At 69.5% G+C, this 15,357-nt stretch carries 18 protein-coding genes; 1 reads left to right on the top strand and 17 read right to left on the bottom strand.

Annotation, left to right across the window (positions count from 1 at the left end):
* Position 1: 1 nt before the first annotated feature.
* Positions 2-1,060, top strand: a complete 1,059-nt coding sequence (locus IEZ19_RS36710; RefSeq protein WP_189315726.1) for a hypothetical protein — start codon at positions 2-4, stop codon at positions 1,058-1,060.
* Between the two features lie 5 nt (positions 1,061-1,065).
* On the opposite strand, the gene IEZ19_RS36705 is transcribed toward IEZ19_RS36710, so the two are convergent.
* From IEZ19_RS36705 to IEZ19_RS36625, 17 genes are all read right to left on the bottom strand, one after another.
* A complete protein-coding gene (locus IEZ19_RS36705) occupies positions 1,066-1,659 on the bottom strand; it encodes a hypothetical protein (protein ID WP_189315725.1) in 594 nt (197 codons plus the stop codon).
* Between the two features lie 50 nt (positions 1,660-1,709).
* A complete protein-coding gene (locus tag IEZ19_RS36700; RefSeq protein ID WP_189315724.1) occupies positions 1,710-3,281 on the bottom strand; it encodes an RHS repeat domain-containing protein in 1,572 nt (523 codons plus the stop codon).
* A gap of 119 nt (positions 3,282-3,400) precedes the next feature.
* A complete protein-coding gene (locus tag IEZ19_RS36695) occupies positions 3,401-3,991 on the bottom strand; it encodes a hypothetical protein (protein WP_189315723.1) in 591 nt (196 codons plus the stop codon).
* An 8-nt stretch (positions 3,992-3,999) separates the two neighbouring features.
* Positions 4,000-4,614, bottom strand: coding sequence for a hypothetical protein (locus IEZ19_RS36690; RefSeq protein ID WP_189315722.1), 615 nt, complete (start codon positions 4,612-4,614; stop codon positions 4,000-4,002).
* Positions 4,611-5,813, bottom strand: a complete 1,203-nt coding sequence (locus IEZ19_RS36685; protein WP_229841248.1) for a hypothetical protein — start codon at positions 5,811-5,813, stop codon at positions 4,611-4,613. The genes IEZ19_RS36690 and IEZ19_RS36685 overlap by 4 nt, the downstream gene beginning before the upstream one ends.
* A 128-nt stretch (positions 5,814-5,941) precedes the next feature.
* On the bottom strand, positions 5,942-7,369 hold the full coding sequence (locus IEZ19_RS36680; RefSeq protein ID WP_189315720.1) for a hypothetical protein: 1,428 nt from the start codon (positions 7,367-7,369) through the stop codon (positions 5,942-5,944).
* Positions 7,366-7,689: a hypothetical protein gene (locus IEZ19_RS36675; RefSeq protein ID WP_189315719.1), complete on the bottom strand. Its 324-nt coding sequence runs from the start codon at positions 7,687-7,689 to the stop codon at positions 7,366-7,368. The genes IEZ19_RS36680 and IEZ19_RS36675 overlap by 4 nt, the downstream gene beginning before the upstream one ends.
* Before the next feature lie 61 nt (positions 7,690-7,750).
* Complete coding sequence (locus tag IEZ19_RS36670) at positions 7,751-8,212, bottom strand: pilus assembly protein TadG-related protein (RefSeq protein WP_189315768.1); 462 nt, start codon at positions 8,210-8,212, stop codon at positions 7,751-7,753.
* A 5-nt stretch (positions 8,213-8,217) separates the two neighbouring features.
* Entirely contained in the window at positions 8,218-8,652 is a 435-nt protein-coding gene (locus IEZ19_RS36665) for a TadE/TadG family type IV pilus assembly protein (RefSeq protein WP_189315718.1), read from the bottom strand.
* Positions 8,653-9,102: a TadE family protein gene (locus tag IEZ19_RS36660; protein ID WP_189315717.1), complete on the bottom strand. Its 450-nt coding sequence runs from the start codon at positions 9,100-9,102 to the stop codon at positions 8,653-8,655.
* A gap of 58 nt (positions 9,103-9,160) precedes the next feature.
* The gene (locus tag IEZ19_RS36655; protein ID WP_189315716.1) at positions 9,161-9,412 is read right to left on the bottom strand and encodes a hypothetical protein; all 252 of its coding nucleotides are present in this window, start codon (positions 9,410-9,412) and stop codon (positions 9,161-9,163) included.
* Positions 9,413-9,516: 104 nt separating this feature from the next.
* Complete coding sequence (locus IEZ19_RS36650; protein WP_189315715.1) at positions 9,517-10,437, bottom strand: type II secretion system F family protein; 921 nt, start codon at positions 10,435-10,437, stop codon at positions 9,517-9,519.
* The gene (locus IEZ19_RS36645) at positions 10,434-11,390 is read right to left on the bottom strand and encodes a type II secretion system F family protein (RefSeq protein ID WP_189315767.1); all 957 of its coding nucleotides are present in this window, start codon (positions 11,388-11,390) and stop codon (positions 10,434-10,436) included. Before IEZ19_RS36645 ends, IEZ19_RS36650 begins: the two co-directional genes overlap by 4 nt.
* 26 nt (positions 11,391-11,416) lie before the next feature.
* Entirely contained in the window at positions 11,417-12,724 is a 1,308-nt protein-coding gene (locus tag IEZ19_RS36640) for a TadA family conjugal transfer-associated ATPase (RefSeq protein WP_189315714.1), read from the bottom strand.
* The gene (locus IEZ19_RS36635) at positions 12,721-13,608 is read right to left on the bottom strand and encodes a hypothetical protein (RefSeq protein ID WP_189315713.1); all 888 of its coding nucleotides are present in this window, start codon (positions 13,606-13,608) and stop codon (positions 12,721-12,723) included. The genes IEZ19_RS36640 and IEZ19_RS36635 overlap by 4 nt, the downstream gene beginning before the upstream one ends.
* 16 nt (positions 13,609-13,624) lie before the next feature.
* Positions 13,625-14,344 carry a hypothetical protein gene (locus IEZ19_RS36630; protein ID WP_189315712.1) on the bottom strand — a complete coding sequence of 240 codons (720 nt, stop codon included), beginning with the start codon at positions 14,342-14,344 and terminating at the stop codon, positions 13,625-13,627.
* 500 nt (positions 14,345-14,844) lie between these two features.
* Positions 14,845-15,189, bottom strand: coding sequence for a hypothetical protein (locus tag IEZ19_RS36625; RefSeq protein WP_229841246.1), 345 nt, complete (start codon positions 15,187-15,189; stop codon positions 14,845-14,847).
* Positions 15,190-15,357: the final 168 nt, after the last annotated feature.

Here is a 15,357-nt window from a genome sequence, read left to right as displayed (position 1 = left end):
GATGAGGTCCAGGCGTGCGGCAACTGCGGCCATCGTCTCACTGACCGGCCTGCTCCTCGCCTCCACGCCGGCCGAGGCCATCGGCGGCGGAGGCACCAACACCGGATCGCACGGCGGCACCAAGGACAAGAACATCTACGCCTCCGCGACCTACTCCCGGATCAAGGTCCGCCAAGTCAGCGGCCCCACTGGGGGCAAACGCGGTCGTATCTCCTCTGTGGACGTCAACTGGAAGCCCCCGGCCTGCTGGTACGAGCCCGTCTTCACGGGCGAAGGGCTGAAGAACTTCGTGGACCGGACGGACGGCAACGGCGACGTGGGCATCCACGAGGCCTGGTTCGGCAAAGAGCTGTGGACGGACCACTACCGGGACGGCAAGCCGGAGACCAACTTCGACGACGCGTTCAGCACCGCCGAGGGGTACAAGGACTACAACATCGGCAAGAACGGCTACTTCTGGCGCAGCGTGGCACCGGACGACACCGACCCCGACTCCTGGGACTGCGGCAGGATCATGTTCTGGCAGGACGCGGGCGAGATACCCAGGATCCCCCACGCCCCCACGCCCAAGACGCTCGCGGAGTACGCCTACAACCAGGTCCAGGTCCCCGACACCGAGACCGAACTCAAGCCGTCCACCAAGTCCACGGTGAACCTGCCTACTTGGGTCTGGCTGGACCAGGGAACCTTCCGAGACATCAAGGTTCGCGCCGAGCTCCCCGGCACCGGTCTCTGGGCCGAGACAACCGCCAAACCCGTCTCCCTCCACCTCGACCCGGGTACGGAAGACGCCGAGACCTACCCCGCCTCGGGTGACTGCACGTTCAAGGACGACGGATCCATCGGAACGCCGTACGCGAAGGGGGACGCCGACAGGACCCCGCCCTGTGGCATCAGGTATCTCCGCGCCACCAGCGGCACGCCGTACCACCTGAAGGCCAGTGTCACCTGGAAGATCACCTGGGTCGGCACCGGAGGGGCCGAGGGCGACCTCCCCGACGGCACCTTCGAGACCACCCAGGACATGGACGTCCAGGAGATCCAGTCGGTCAACCGCTGAGTTGCTCAGATCCCCCAGGGGTCGGGGTGCGGCGTGGCCTTCGGGTTCTCGGACCACAGCAGCCGGGCCTCGATCTCGTCGCCGGTCAGCTCGACGAGCCGGTCGGCGGCCCAGCCGTTCCACTGGACGGCGGTGGGGAACTGCGGCAGGCGGAAGGCCGGGAGGTCCACGGGCAGCGCCTCCGGGAGGAACACCTCCTTCTTGATCTCGCCGCTCCGCTTGGGCTTCGACGACCTGCGGGTGTCGAGGCAGTCGACCACTTGTTCCACAAGGTAGAGGCTGTACTCGTCGTCTTTCGCGTTGTCGATGTCGACGGGCACGAGACTGCCGGCCGTGAGCAACTCGCCCCCGAAGCGCTCGACAAGACGACGGCTGAGGATGGGAGCACCGTGGTAGCCGGTGGGGAACTCGCTCTTGGACCAGCGCTTCTCGCCCAACCATTCGGCGCGCAGCCGAGTGGGCCGGTCCGCTTTGCCTCCCGCACTCTGCCAGCGCATGAGCGCAACCGCATCAAAATTGTTGAGATGCAGCGTCTGGTATTCACTCAGGCTCGGCAGGAGCCGGTACACCGACAGCCCCTTGTCCGGCATCTCAGCCATTGCGCCACCGTCCGTATTCGTCGTCTTCGTCGTCTTCTCGGTATGGTCCATCACGGTGCGGTCCATATCGCGTTCACCGCTGGTTGCCCACCCGCCAACTCGCTCTCGACCTGCCGGCCGATGGAGCGCAGTTCCTGACGCAGTGCACCGCGGATGGCACGCGCGCCGTAGCCGGCAGCCGTCATACTGTCCACCGTCATGTTCAGATGCGCGTTCACGCGTGTCAGGAACATCTTGCGGTGCGTGAAGTTGTGCGGCCGGGGATGCCCCAACGGAATACCGTTCGCGGCGTCGTTGATGTCGACCCCGTACTTCTCCAGCAGGGCTCGTGCCTGCGCCGCCCCGTTGCGCTTCATTCCCGACGGCACGATATGGGCCGCGGCCTCCCCCGCACTCTTCGCCCGTCCCTCCCGCGCCAGGTTCTTCGCCAGCAGGTCGGCGTTCTCGGCGCAGGTGAGGAGGCCGAGATAGTCGAGCCACGACAGCGGGTTCGGGACGTAGGCGCACGGGTTCGGACCCGCGTCGAGGCCCAGTGGGTCGGCGCTGATGTAGGCCGCGGCGACCGGGTCGTAGTACCGGAAGAAGTTGTGGTGGAGCTGCGTCTCGGGGTCGAAGTACTGGCCCGGGAAGCGCAGCGGCGTGGAGGTGTCCAGCGACTCCTGCGGCCCGGGGACGCCCCACAGCGTGGCGTCGGCGCGCCAGACGACGTCGCCGCCCTCCGAGACGAGTTCGGTGGGGGTGCCGACCAGGTCGGTGACCATGGCGTAGAACCGCTCGTCGACGACCTCCTGCGGTGCGTCGGCCAGGGTGATGCGCTCGGTCTGGGCCAGCGGCCGCGTGCCGTCCCGCTCCCAGGTCAGCGTGGACGTCTCCGAGGAGTCCGCCCGGACCGTGGTCTGCTCCACCAGGTGCGCGCCGTCCCACGTGAAACGGGTCTCCTCGGCGATCCCCTGCCCGTCGGCGGCCATCCGCCGCTTGGCGACCCGGCGCCCCAGGGGGTCGTAGAGGTAGCGCCAGAGCGTGCCGTCGGGCGTGACGACCGAGGTGAGCCGGTCGTCGGCGTCCCAGGTGTAGCGCCAGATGTCCTTGGAATGCGCCGACTTGGCGTTCTGCACGTCCCGGGTGGCGGCACGGACCTTCGCCTCGTCCGGCTTGTCCCCGTCGGACTTACGGCCGGTGGGGTCGTCCGTGTACTTGTCGGCTTCCTTGTTGGCCCGGTTGACCCACGAATCAGCCGACGAGGGACGGGACTTGGCGGACGTGAGGTCGTCCTGCGCCTCCTTCGCCTTCGCCAGCGCCCGGTCCGCCAACGCCTGCGCACGCTCCAGCTTCGGCCAGAAGTCCGCCAGCGCGTCCCCGCACATCTCGTACGACGTCTTCAGCTTTTTCAGGTTCTTCGGAACATCCCCGAACTGCTCCTTGAACACCTCCGCCGACTTGCCCGCCCACTCCAGCAGCGTGTCCTCGCCCGCCATCCCCTTGACCAGACGCAACGCCTCGGAGACATCATGCGCGAAGTCGTGCAACTGCGTGGCCAGCGAACGCACCCGGTCCGGATCCCCCGGCGTCGGGTCCCTGTCCAGATCCAGCGGATGCCAATCCGCAGGCCGATACCCCACCATGCCGTCGCAGCCCCCGTCGCGTACGCATCGTCTGCAAACCTGTGGCCCACATCTTCCAGAGGCCCTCAGACATCCCGCAACACCCGGACAGCGTCAGCGCATTCTCAGGCTCCCGCCTGTCACACCGTCAGCGTCCTGGCGATGGCGTCCCCCATCTGCTCGACCGGTTCGTCGAGGACCGCCTCCTCCCAGGAGAGGGTCAACGTGACGGCCGTCCCCATGCCCTCCGGACGGACCCCGTAGAAGAGCGAACGAATCACCGGGCGAGCGCCGAACCAGCGCTTCTTCTCGCCGATGAGGTTCTGGCGGATGCGGACGGCCTCGCCCAACGGGAGCCGTACCCGGCGGACGTTCGGCTCGCCGAAGTCCGTGACCGACATGTGCTCGGTGAGCAGAGCGAGGGTGACCTCGGGATACTCGGCGTCCGGATGGAGCGCGTCGAGTTCGAGGCCCGCCGCCATGAAGGCTTGGCCGCTCAGATAGAGGGCGAACGCAGCGAGCGGCGTGCGCTTGCGGCTGTCCGTCACCGCGCTCCTGAGACTTCGCTCCAGCTGGCCCGCATCACCCTTCTCGCCGTCGCGCGCGTAGCGTTCGACGAGTTCCGCGGCCTGGTAACGGGCCCAGTAGTCGAGGTCCACGGTGTCCGTGACGGGCAGGGGCACCCAGTCCGGCGAGCACTCCAGGCCCAGGTTCGAGAGGTCGTCCGTCATGGGTGTCATCACTCCGTCCAGGCCAGTGAGCCCGCGATCGCGTCGAAGAGCCCGGCCATCGCGTCGGCGATCGGTTCCAGTGGGGTCGAGAAGGTGAGCAGCAGGAATGCCGCCGAACCGGGGACGGGAAGGTGGTACTCCACCGACACCGAGTTGTGGGCGTGGCCGGTGGCTTCCTCATCGGGCTGCCGGGTCAGCCTGCGGACCCGGACCGCGGAACCGGACGGCAGCTCCTCGATGCTCACCGTCGCCTCTCCCTCCGCGTCCGTGGACAGCGCGTCCGCCAGCGCCTCCAGCGGAAGCGGCTGAGGGTTCGGGTGCCGGAGCGGGGCGAAGGTGACGAGGAGTGAGGCGGGGATGGTGATCGGGCCGACCTCCTGGAGGCTGAGGTAGAGCTCGATGCCGCCGCTGCGTGCCGCCTTGGTGGCCCGCCGCCGAAGGTCCTTGCGGAAGTCCTCCTTGAGATGCGGCGCGTTGTCGATGCCGTGGAACTGGCGCTCCACGAGGGCGGCGACCGCCTTGTCCCGCTGGTCCGGCGGATCGAGAAGGATCCGGAACCAGCCCTCCGGCAGAAGGAGGCGGTAGTCGCCCGGGGGCGGCGCGGTGTCCTCGGGTGGTGTCATGCCGTCCGCTCCGTGAGAGGTTGCCGCCCTGCCGGGGTCACCGGGCGGTCGAGCCACAGCCTGCTGCGCAGTTGGTGGATGCCGTACGGGAGCGCCTGGAGTACGGCTCCCAGCGCGCCCATGAGGATCGCGGCACCCCCGGCACCGGGGTGGGAGTCCTCGATCCGGGCTCCGAGGGTGAGGGAGAAGAAGGAACCGACCGCCATGACCGCCGTGGACGAAGCACCGGCGACGGTGCCCGGGAAGCGTGACATGGCACGGGCTTCCCTACCGGATTGCGGCAGGGGCCGGGACCCCAGCGCCGGTTTGGGCCAGGTGCCCTTCCCCGTCAGGCTGCGTTCGGACACGGACAGCCCGGCGGACCGGCGGAGCCGGGACCACCCGTCCGTGCCGCCCTCCCCCGCGAACCAGGGGCCCCAGGGGAGCACGACGCGTACCTGATCGCCCGGTCCGCGCAGTTCGGCGCCGAGCGGCGCACCGGTCCGGTCGCGCACCAGGACCAGGGCCGTCAGGGCATGCGGTCCGGTCAGGGGAAACCAGTACTCCTGCCCGCCGAGCTCCCGCAGCACGAGATCGCTGTCCTGCACGCGCAGCTCGGTGTCGCGGCAGAACCTGACGGTCGCTCCCAGCTCGTCCGCGGGGGCGGGCTTGACGCGCTCCCGGACGACGGGGGCACAGCGCTTCAGGCGCCGGCGGGTCCAGGCTCGCAGAGCCAGTCGCGCCGTCGGGGCGACCAGGGCGGCGACGGCGGACAGGAGAACGAGCCAGGGCGCCGTCGAACCCGAGAGGATGATCACGGTGATCGTGGCGAACCAGACGCCTCCGGCCACGGCGCGCGTGTTCCAGTACCAGGCCGGGAAGGACTTTCCGGGACCGAGCGCCGTGCCCCGCCCCGCACGGGTACGTGGCGCGACCCTGGGATCGTTCCTGTCCCGCACGATGTGCACGGGAACCCCCGCGGACCGGAACAGATCGGCCGCGCCCGTACGGCGGAGCGCCTGCTCACCCTGGACGGACCGCTTGACCAGCGCAGGCGACTCGGGGAGCCAGTCCTCGATGTCGAACCAGCCGATCAGCGCCCCGTCCCGGTCCTGCAACTGAACCTCGCCCCAGGAGCCGGGGATCGTCGGCCCCATGCGTTCCATGTCGTCGCCGCCCGCGTCGACGAAGACCGCGCGCGCGATCCCGTTCTCTCCCACGGGCCGACGGAGTGACCGCGTGCGCGTCCGCACCACGAGGTCGCCCTGGTCCAGGAAGATCCGGGAGCGATGGCACCGCTCCAGCCCGGGTCCACGAGAGCCGGCCGGTCTGAGGGCGGGCTCGGGGATCATCCGGTGACCTTGTCGTAGAGCCCCGTCACCGCACCGTACGCACCCTCGGCGCCGGCTGCGACCCCCGTGGCCGTGGCGCCCAGCCACACGTTCGTCTGGCCGTGGAAGTTGCTCACCCCACGGGCGACGTCCGGCATGCCTTTGGCGGCCTGAGCCATGCCGTCGAGACCGGCGGCGGTCCTGGCCAGTTCCGGATCCAGGGTTCCCGCCGAGCGCGGCGCCGCCAGGTCCTTGAAACCGTTGCGCCATCCCTGTGTGGAGAAGGCATTCCTGATCGACTTCACTCCGTCGACTGTATCCCGGTACATGGACACAGGACTGAACCCCTCCCTGAGATTGCTCGGGGTGAAGAGCTTCCCCTTCGGCATGGCAGCCAGCGCCTTGGCCGCGCTCTTGCCGCGGATCGCCCCCTGCGCACCCCTGTTGGCTATCTTCCAGGCCTTGTTCGTCTTCGCGCCTGCGGCCACCGCCTGCCGGTACAGGTTGCCGCGTGCGAGCGCCTTGGTTCCCGCGGCCGCTCCCCGGGCCCCCGACATGGCCGCCCGCCCGATACCGAAGGTCGCGACGCCCACGGCATCCAGGATGACCGACTTCCAGCTACCCTCGCCGCCCAGGGCGAGCACCAGGTCGGCGGCAAGGGCGACGACACTGGCGGCCAGGGCGACGGCGTTGGCGACGGCGGCGATGGCCTGGCCTATGACCGGAATCCAGCCCAGGGCGAGGGCCGCCACGCCCGCCCACAGCGCGATGCGGCCCGCCCATTTCGAGATCTGGGTCAGCCACCCGGCGTTGTCGTGCACCCAGTTCTTGAACTTGTCCGTCCAGCCGTCCTTGAGCCCGTCGCCCTCGATGACGTCGTGGATGGCGTCGGCGGCCGCGCTGGCGGCACGGTCACGGATGCCCTTGGCGGCTTCGAGGGCGTCCTTGGCGGCCGAGAGGGAGGAGGAGGCCTGATCCTTCTGCCGGTTGTACTTCTTGGTGTCTGGATCGTCCTTCGGCGTGTCGTCGGGCAGGCCGTCCAGTGACCGCTGGGCGGCGCCGAGGTCGTCGTGAGCCGCCTCGGCATCATGCAGCGCCTGGTCGGCCATCTGCTGGGCGCGGTGCAGTTCGGAGGCGTACTCGTTGCTGCACACCCCGTCGCGGACCTGGGTGCCGAGGGCATTCGCAGCCTCGTCGTACCGCTTGAAAGCTTTGCGCAGCTTGTCGCCCGCCCCGTCGGCGGCCTCGCGGAACTCGGTGGCGGTCTTGCTCTTCCAGTTCTCCACCGAGGCCAGCGCCTTGATCTCGCGGGCCTCCTTCTCGATGGCCTCGGCGGTCCTGCGCAGCTGCCGGCCGAGCGCGGCGACCTCTTCCGGGTCGCCGGGCACCGGATCGGACGACTCGTCGAGGACGGCCCAGCGGTGGGCGGCGGGACGCGCGGTCAATTCTTCCCCCCCTTACCCTGCTTGCCCTGTCTGTCCGCGTTCCGGAGGGCTTCCGCGAGTTCGTGGTCGAGCGCGTCGTAGGAGTCCGCCGCAGTCTTGGTGATCTCGGCGAGCTTCTCCAGTTCCTCGGTGAGTTTCCCGCGATGGATCTTCCAGTTGCTGCCGAACTTCTCGAAGGCGTCCAGCAGCTTCTGCGAACCGAGCTCCCCCACTCCGTATCCGTCCGCCGGGTCGGCGCGCTCGGAGAAGGTGCCTCTGATGCGGGTCAGTGCCCTGGAGCACTCCCTGATCCGGTCGATGTCCGCCTGCTGATCACTCATGTGTGCCACACCCCCGGTTCTCTCGGTTCCGCTGTACCTGCCGCCGACGGGCTCCGCTTGCTCAGCCGACCTCGTTCTCCGCCACCGCCTGGCCGTGCACCACCACGTCGCCCCCGTAGAACATCCCGGTGAACACCGGCTGGTACGTCAACTGGACCTCGACCTCGACCTGTTGGGCATTGGCCGCCACGCAGTGGGTCGCCGCGACGTCCGCGCCGCTCATGTCCATCTCGCGGGCGAAGGTCTTCACCCGCGCGTCACAGTCCTGGAAGTTGATGGGGGCCGGGCCGCCCTGGTTGTCGTAGAGGGCTTCCTTGTCGATGTCCTGGGCGGCGTAGCGCGCCGCCTGCTCCGCTATGTCGGCGGCCCGTTCACGTTTGGAGATCGACAGGCCGCCGTCGATCACGAACGCGGACAGGGAGAGGAAGACCAGCGCGAAGATGATCACCGCGCCGGCGCCCGAGCCCCGGTCGTCCAGGACCTGCCTGCGCTCGGCCCACCAGTCCCGTACGACACCCCTCACGCCGATCACGCCGACCTCCGGAACGGATCCAGCGGGGAACTGAAGCTCGCCGACAGCCGCGTCGGGACGTCCAGGCCCAGCATCGCCAGGCCCCGCACCTGGCAGCTGACCTCGACCGTGAAGAGGGTGTCCGGTTCGAAGCCCTGACTGGTCTGGACGACGGACACCGGGCCGGAGCAGACGTCCGCCAGGTCGGCCTCGGCGGCCTTGCGGGCCTCGGCCATCGCCGTCGCATGGTCCTTCTGGATCGAGCCCGCGCGGGCCGCGTCGCGCGCGGCGCCGTCCAGGGCGCCCCGGCCGTCGACCAGCTGCCCGAAGGCCACCAGCACCAGGATGAACATGATCATCACCGGGGCGAGGATCACCACCTCCACGGTGGACAGACCCCGGTCGGCCCGTACGGCATCGACTCGCCGGCGCAGGAAGGACACGAGCAGCATCTAGTTCTGCCCCTCCGGTACGAACCGTTCCACCGGTCCCGACGACTGCGCGTGCACCGTCAGGTCGAGGCCGGGGAACACCGTCGGCACCCGTGCCGTGATCTCCACGCCCACCGTGTTCTGCTCCGGCTGGAGCATCGTGACGTTCGGCGCCAGCACCAGCTGCGGGCCGAGTTGGCTGATGTAGGCGTCCACGACGTCCCGCGCCTCGCCCCGCCAGGCCCCCGGCTGTTCGTCGGCCGTGGCGCGGGCCTTGCGGGCGCCCGCCTGGGCCGCCGCCTGGGCCACGTGGTCGGCGAAGAAGTACAGGGCGAACTGCACCGTTGCGAAGATCATGAAGAAGAGGACGGGCGTGAGGAGCACGAACTCGATCGCGGTCATGCCGGAGTCGGAGGCGCCGCGCGCCGCCTCCGCGCGCCGGCGCAACCGTCCGGCCACCTGTGCCCGCATCCCCGCCGCCGTCCCCGCTCTCGTCCCCGTCGTCCCGTCGTCCGCGTCGCTGGCGCGATCAGCAGGTCTTGCTCGCGCTGGCGCCCTTGATGCAGTCGCCGACCTTGTTGGCGCCGTCGCTCAGCGCGGTGTTGATGATGGCGGCGACCACGCCGACGATCGCCACGACGACCGCGGAGATGATGACCCACTCCACGGCGGAGGCGCCGCGGTCGAGTTCGCCGGAGCGGGCACGCTGCACCCGGCCCTGCAGGAAGGTGACCAGGAAGTCCACGGCCGGGATCCCGGTGCTGAAGTTCCGTCCGTTCATGATGAGTTGTCCTCTCGAAGCGATTCGCGTCGCCGTCGTTCGAAGCTAGGTCGCTGTCATTCGAAGCTAGTCGGGGCAGTTCTGGATACGGTCTCGAATCCGCGTCACACCTGGAACACCCTCATCGCGGCCGGGAAGATCAGGAACACCAGGAAGCCGGCGCACAGCAGCAGTTGGGCCACGAGCATCGACTGGGACTTCTCACCCGCGCTGCCCTCGATCTCGGCAAGTTCGCGGTGCCGCATGGTCTCCGCGCGCGAGGCGAGCGACTCACGGACCTTGGCGCCGTCGTCCGCGACCAGGGCTAGCGAGGCGGAGAGGTCCTTGAGCTCCTCCACGCCCAGTTCCTCACCGAGCGCGCCCAGCGCCTGCCACTGGCTGATGCCGGTGATGCGGGCGTCGGCCAGAGCGTTGCGGATGCGGTGCGTGGCCCAGCCGTCCGAGACCTCGGCCGCCGCCATCAGCGCCTCGGGCAGACCGCGCCCGCCGGCCAGGCTCATCGACACCAGGTCCAGGTACGCCCCGATGACGCGGCGCAGGTCCCGGCGCTTGTCGGCAGCGTCGCGCCGTACCTCCAGGTCGGGCAGGAAGAAGAACAGGACGGCGCAGAGCAGGGCGAGCCAGACCGGGATGACGGGGCTGCGGCCGAAGCCCATCGTCCACACCACCGCGAACAGGAACGGGCCGAAGAAGAGACCCGCCGTCGCGAGCAGCACCTTGGTCGCGAGGAACTTCTCCCAGCTGCGGTCCAGGACCGCGAGGTCGGCCCGCAGCGACCGCTGCTCCCACCCCTGCTGGAGATAGAACTCGGCGACGCGCGTGCCGACTTCGGCCCGCAGCGAGCCGAAGCGTCCCGTGTCCTTGGTGCCGCGCGCCGACTCGTACGCCGCTCCGCGCGCCCGCATCGCGTCGATCCGCGCGACCTGCGCGACGGCGCTGCGCTTCGACGGCATGAGGGCGCGGATGAGGGCGTAGACACCGAGTCCGAGGACCACGCCGACGATGATCGGCATCGTCAGGTTCACCGGCGTACACCTTCTTCCTGCTGGAACGGCGAGGCCTGCGCGGCCGGTTGGGCGGCACCGCGGGGCCGTACGAACTGCACGGACGACTCGTCCCGCACCAGGAAGCGTTCGGGCGTCTCGATCGTGGACAGCTTGCGCAGCCACCAGAAGCCGAGCGCGAACAGGGCGCAGACGACGGCGAGCACGAGCTGGCCGACGGCGGTGCCGTACGGCGCCACGAAGTCGCGGTTGAAGACGGCGAGTCCGAGGACGAAGGCGACCGACACGGCGACGACGATCTGCACCGAGCGGCGCGTGGAGGCACGTTGGGCCATCACGCGCTGACGCATGTCGACCTCTTCGCGGGCCGACTTGGCGAGCGCGCCGAGCACCTGGCGCAGACCGGGGCCGCGCAGCCGGGCGTTGAGGATGAGGGCCGCCACGATGATGTCGGCGGACGCGTCGTCGATCTCGTCGGCGAGCATCTGGAGCGCGTCCGGCAACGGGGTGCGGGCGCGCAACCGGTCGACGAGGGCGCCGAGATGGGGGCGCAGGATCGGGGCCGAGGCGCGCGCGGAGGCCGGGATGGCCTGCTCCAGGCCGACGGCGCCCGCGATCGTGTCGCGCAGGGACTCCGTCCAGGAGGCGAGCGCTTCCACACGGCGCATGGCGGCCCGCTCCTCCGCGGCGCCGCCGAAGAGGCGGTCCCAGAAGAAGACGAGGACGCCGGCCGCGACGCCGGCCACGGCCCAGCGGGTCAGCAGCAGGACGGCGAGCCCGGTGATCGCGGCGAGCGAACCGCGCTGACCGGCGAACCGGACGAGTTCGGCGGCCCGTTCGTTGGCCTTCTGCTTCTCGTGGTCGGGCTTGACGGGCAGTCCGCGCACGGCGACCAGGAACAGCGCGAGTCCGCCGCCGACGGCGACACCGCTGCCGATCGAGTACAGGACGGTGGTGGAGAAGAGCCCGCCCATGGAGCCGAGTGCACCGAGGTTCATGCTCACCCCCACGCCCCGTGGGGCTGGTAGCCGTACGCCATCAGGTCCTCCAGGCAGGCTATGGGCGCGTGCGGTACGACCCGTCCGTCGGGGGTCTCGGCGAAGATCTCGCTGGACAGCACGCGGCCGTCGACACCGTTGACCTCGCGGACGGAGGTCACCATGCGCTGGAGGCGGCCGCCGGTCTGGTAGTTGTTGCGCCGCTGGATGAAGACGACGAAGTTCACCGCGCCCGCGATCAGCATCTGGCTGGCCTCGATGGGCAGCCGCTCGGAGGCCTGCAACGCGTATGTGGAGATACGGTTGAAGACCTCGCTGGAGCTGTTGGCGTGGATCGTGGACAGCGAGCCGTCGTTGCCCTGCGACATCGCATTGAGCATGGTGACGATCTCGTCGCCGAGGACCTCACCGACGATGACGCGGGAGGGGTTCATACGCAGTGAACGGCGGACCAGTTCGGCCATGGCGATGGCGCCCTGGCCCTCGGAGTTGGGCAGCCGTTCCTCGAACGCGACGACGTTGGGGTGCAGTTCGGGGAAAGAGTCGAGGCCGAGTTCCAGTGCCCGCTCGACGGTGATGAGGCGCTCGTGCGGCGGGATCTCGTTGGCGAGCGCGCGCAGCAGCGTCGTCTTACCGGCGTTGGTGGCCCCGGCGATCATGATGTTCTTGCGAGCGCGGACCGCGCAGGCCATGAAGTGCGCGACCTCGGGGGTGAGGGTCCCGTTGCCGACGAGGTCGGAGATGAACACCTTGCCCATGCGGGCGCGGCGGATGGACAGCGCGGGCCGGCGGGCGACGTCCATGACGGCCGACAGACGCGAGCCGTCGGGCAGCCGCAGGTCGAGCTGGGGGTTGGCGGAGTCGAAGGGACGCGACGACAGGCCGGAGTAGGCGCCGAGCACCTGGATCAGCTCGATGAGCTCCTCGTCGGTCTCGGCGACGGGGTCACCCTTGACCTCGCGCCCGTCGCTGTAGCCGACGAAGACCTGGTCGCAGCCGTTGATGTCGATGTTCTCGACGTCGGGGTTGTCCAGCAGCGGCTGGAGCCGGCCCACGCCGAAGAGCGCGGCGTGCACGGCGGCCGCGTACTGCTCCTCGGTCTCGGCGTCGAGCGGCGTACGGCCCGCGTTGATCTCGGTGCGGGCGTACTCCTCCAGGATCTGGGCGATGACCGCGCGGGCGTACTGCCGCTCGTCCTCCGTGGACATCGGCGTGACGCCACTCACCTGGTCCTGCCGGCGCTGCTCGGCGATACGGTCACCGGCGTCCTGCCGGAACCGCTTGACCAACTGGTGGTCGACAGCGGTCATCGTCCGGCTCCCGCGTGGCCCTGGTGGGGCTGCTGGGGCATGTGATGCGTCTGCTGATGGACCTGCTGCGCCTGTGCGGAGACGGCCCAGGCGGCGCCGTACTGCTGGTGGACGTCCGCGGCGACCTTGCGGGCCGAGCGGATGAGCAGCGACTTCTCCAGGCGTCCTCGCTTGCGGCCGGCCAGCTGCTCGGCGCCGGACGGGTCGTCGGCGATGGTGCCGACAACGCGGGCGCCGGTCTGGGCGTGCACCAGCATGTCGTTGACCTGGCTCGCGAGCTTGCCCGCGGCGCTCGGGTCGGCGATCAGGACGACGCCGATGAGTGGGGTGGCGAGGGCGGCGGCGCCGCGCGGGCCGCCGTGCAGCTTGGTGGAGAGGGCGGCTGCGCGGTCCCGGACGCGGGCGATGGCCTCGGGCTCGGTGCGCGAGACGAGCAGGACGAGGGCGGCGTGCGGGAACAGTTCCACGGCCGGGGTGTCGCCGCTGATGCGTCCGCAGTCGGCGATGACGTCGGCGGGCGCGTTCGGGGAGTCGGCGAGGGCGGCGAAGGCCTGCCCGAGGGTGGGCCACAGGCCTGCGAGTCCGGTGGCCTGCTCGGCGATCCCGAGCCCCACCAGGACCTCCAGCCCACCGCTCAACGGCTGGACGTGGTCCCAGAGTTGGTCGGGCACCAGCCCGCGGCGGGCGGTGGCCGCGATGGACAGCATGCCGGTGTTGGGGTTGAGCGGCCCGCCGTGCGCGGCGGCACTGCGGTAGACCAGGTCGCCGCCGGCGGGATCGGCCTCGGCGAGCAGCACCCGACGCGGCCAGACCGCCGCGAGGGCGACGGCCGCGGTGGTGACGCCGGGGGATCCCTTGTCGGCGGCGAGAGCGATGAGGGCCATGGGTCGGGGCCGCCTTCTAGTTGCCGTTGCCGGGAACGTGCACGACGGAGACCGCACCGGCGGCCGCGGCACGCGTCACAGCGGCGGCGTCGGCCTCGTCGACGAGCAGGGTCAGCGAGAGGTTGCCCGTGCTGATGGTGGAGTCACTGCTGTCGTTCTTGAAGTTGACCCGCGCGTTTGCGACGAGGAGCCCGCCGTTGGAGGTCGCGGTCGAGTCGGTCGTCTTTTCGGAACCCGAGCCGCTGGAGTCGACGTTGTAGACGGCGACGGTGTCACCGGCCTTGATGTCGGCGGGGTACTGCCCCTCCTTGAGGGCGACGCCGACGGACGCCTTTCCGGCGGGAAGCGAGCTGCCCCCGGCGAACATCTGCCCCACCACGACCGTGCCCTGGTAGATGGTGGACTTGGCCTTGAGGGTCTTCAGGGTGGCGAGCTGGTCCCACTTGACGTAGTCGATGCTGTCGTCGGCGGCGACCATCACGGACGTCACGTTGCTGTCGCTGACGGACTCCCCGGCCTCGATCGGCTTGGTCACCTTGATGACCTCGATCCGGTCCCCGGCGCGCAGCACAAGGGTCGTAGCGCCAAGGGCACCCACCAGAATCAGCAGCACGGCAAGCGCGGCCAGTGCCGGTTTGCGCTCGCGAGGTGCGGTGGGAAGCCGGTCACCGACCGCCGGCTGAGCCGGAGCGGCGGAACGACCCGCGCCCGCCCCCGTACGCTCTTGGATCTTCACGCAACCGCTCCCCGTACGCCCCGAAAAATGTCTGCCAAGTCCTCAATAAAAGCGGACACTTCACCCTCGAACGCCCGTGCGCGACACGCGGAACGCGCTGGACGCACCGCCCGACCTGGTCAGTTACCCAGCACCGAGGTGAGTGTCAAGCGATCGCACCGTATCAGCCGGGCATAAGGCCCTCAAGGCGCGCTCGCCTCCGCGATCGCCACCCGCACCGCCGTTAGGCTCTGCAACTACGGCCGCTTGCAAACCACTTGAACAGCACGGGTCGAACACGCCCAGAACCTGTGCGCCAGCGAACCCCTCACCATCCCATGCCATGGGCCGTCACACACTCACCCTCACTGCCTACCCATGAGGCCTGCACGTTTCACTCACGACACGGTTTCCCCGTACGAGTGAGTGGAGATCGGACGGAATTCCCGACGCCCCGAGAGCGAGCGAAGACACCGCCAGGCACCGCCACTTCGAAGACGTAAGGCGGTCCGCTCAACGTCTCACACCACCCACCGCAGAGAGTTCGCAATGGCGTCGCACAAGCGCTCCATCGGGCCAGACATACCTGTGAGTGGTGCTGAGAAGGAGAGCGTCAAGTAGCCCGCCCCGCCGGGCACAAGGGCATGGACGCTCAACGTCGTGGTGCCGATGACCCGCACAGCAGCGCCCGCTGGGAGATCCACCACCGACACCTGCTTTCGTGCCCCGCCGTCAGGCTCTCGCGCTTCGAGCCACGCCGCGTACTTCTGCGGATCACCTGGTGTCCCGCCCAGCGGCACCAAGGACACGAGGAGTGAGGCGGGAAGGCCGCCGTCCCGGGAGGTGGTCAGGAGGAAGAACTCCATGGCGCCACGCGCTCGGCCGGCTTCCGCTGTATTGCGCAGAGTGGCCCATACATTCCGTGTGAGCTCCGCGGAAACATGTCGGCCCTCCGCCTGACGGGCGACGAAGGTTCTGAGAAGCCGTATCTCAACCGATCATGGAACATGCAAGTCGAACAGGTTTCTCGCCGG

The sequence above is a fragment of the Streptomyces brasiliensis genome, from assembly GCF_014647875.1.
GTDB lineage: Bacteria > Actinomycetota > Actinomycetes > Streptomycetales > Streptomycetaceae > Streptomyces > Streptomyces brasiliensis.
The sequence above is the reverse complement of the archived record's forward strand: the minus strand, read 5'-3'. Positions and strand labels throughout refer to the sequence as shown.

Excerpts from the sequence above, each read along its gene's own strand:
- IEZ19_RS36665 (WP_189315718.1), bottom strand. The coding sequence starts at position 8,652 with ATGCTGCTCGTGTCCTTCCTGCGCCGGCGAGTCGATGCCGTACGGGCC.
- IEZ19_RS36705 (WP_189315725.1), bottom strand. The coding sequence starts at position 1,659 with ATGGCTGAGATGCCGGACAAGGGGCTGTCGGTGTACCGGCTCCTGCCG.
- IEZ19_RS36635 (WP_189315713.1), bottom strand. The coding sequence starts at position 13,608 with ATGGCCCTCATCGCTCTCGCCGCCGACAAGGGATCCCCCGGCGTCACC.
- IEZ19_RS36645 (WP_189315767.1), bottom strand. The coding sequence starts at position 11,390 with ATGGGCGGGCTCTTCTCCACCACCGTCCTGTACTCGATCGGCAGCGGT.
- IEZ19_RS36655 (WP_189315716.1), bottom strand. The coding sequence starts at position 9,412 with ATGAACGGACGGAACTTCAGCACCGGGATCCCGGCCGTGGACTTCCTG.
- IEZ19_RS36660 (WP_189315717.1), bottom strand. The coding sequence starts at position 9,102 with ATGCGGGCACAGGTGGCCGGACGGTTGCGCCGGCGCGCGGAGGCGGCG.
- IEZ19_RS36695 (WP_189315723.1), bottom strand. The coding sequence starts at position 3,991 with ATGACGGACGACCTCTCGAACCTGGGCCTGGAGTGCTCGCCGGACTGG.
- IEZ19_RS36690 (WP_189315722.1), bottom strand. The coding sequence starts at position 4,614 with ATGACACCACCCGAGGACACCGCGCCGCCCCCGGGCGACTACCGCCTC.
- IEZ19_RS36700 (WP_189315724.1), bottom strand. The coding sequence starts at position 3,281 with ATGGTGGGGTATCGGCCTGCGGATTGGCATCCGCTGGATCTGGACAGG.
- IEZ19_RS36675 (WP_189315719.1), bottom strand. The coding sequence starts at position 7,689 with ATGAGTGATCAGCAGGCGGACATCGACCGGATCAGGGAGTGCTCCAGG.
- IEZ19_RS36625 (WP_229841246.1), bottom strand. The coding sequence starts at position 15,189 with ATGGAGTTCTTCCTCCTGACCACCTCCCGGGACGGCGGCCTTCCCGCC.
- IEZ19_RS36640 (WP_189315714.1), bottom strand. The coding sequence starts at position 12,724 with ATGACCGCTGTCGACCACCAGTTGGTCAAGCGGTTCCGGCAGGACGCC.
- IEZ19_RS36710 (WP_189315726.1), top strand. The coding sequence starts at position 2 with ATGAGGTCCAGGCGTGCGGCAACTGCGGCCATCGTCTCACTGACCGGC.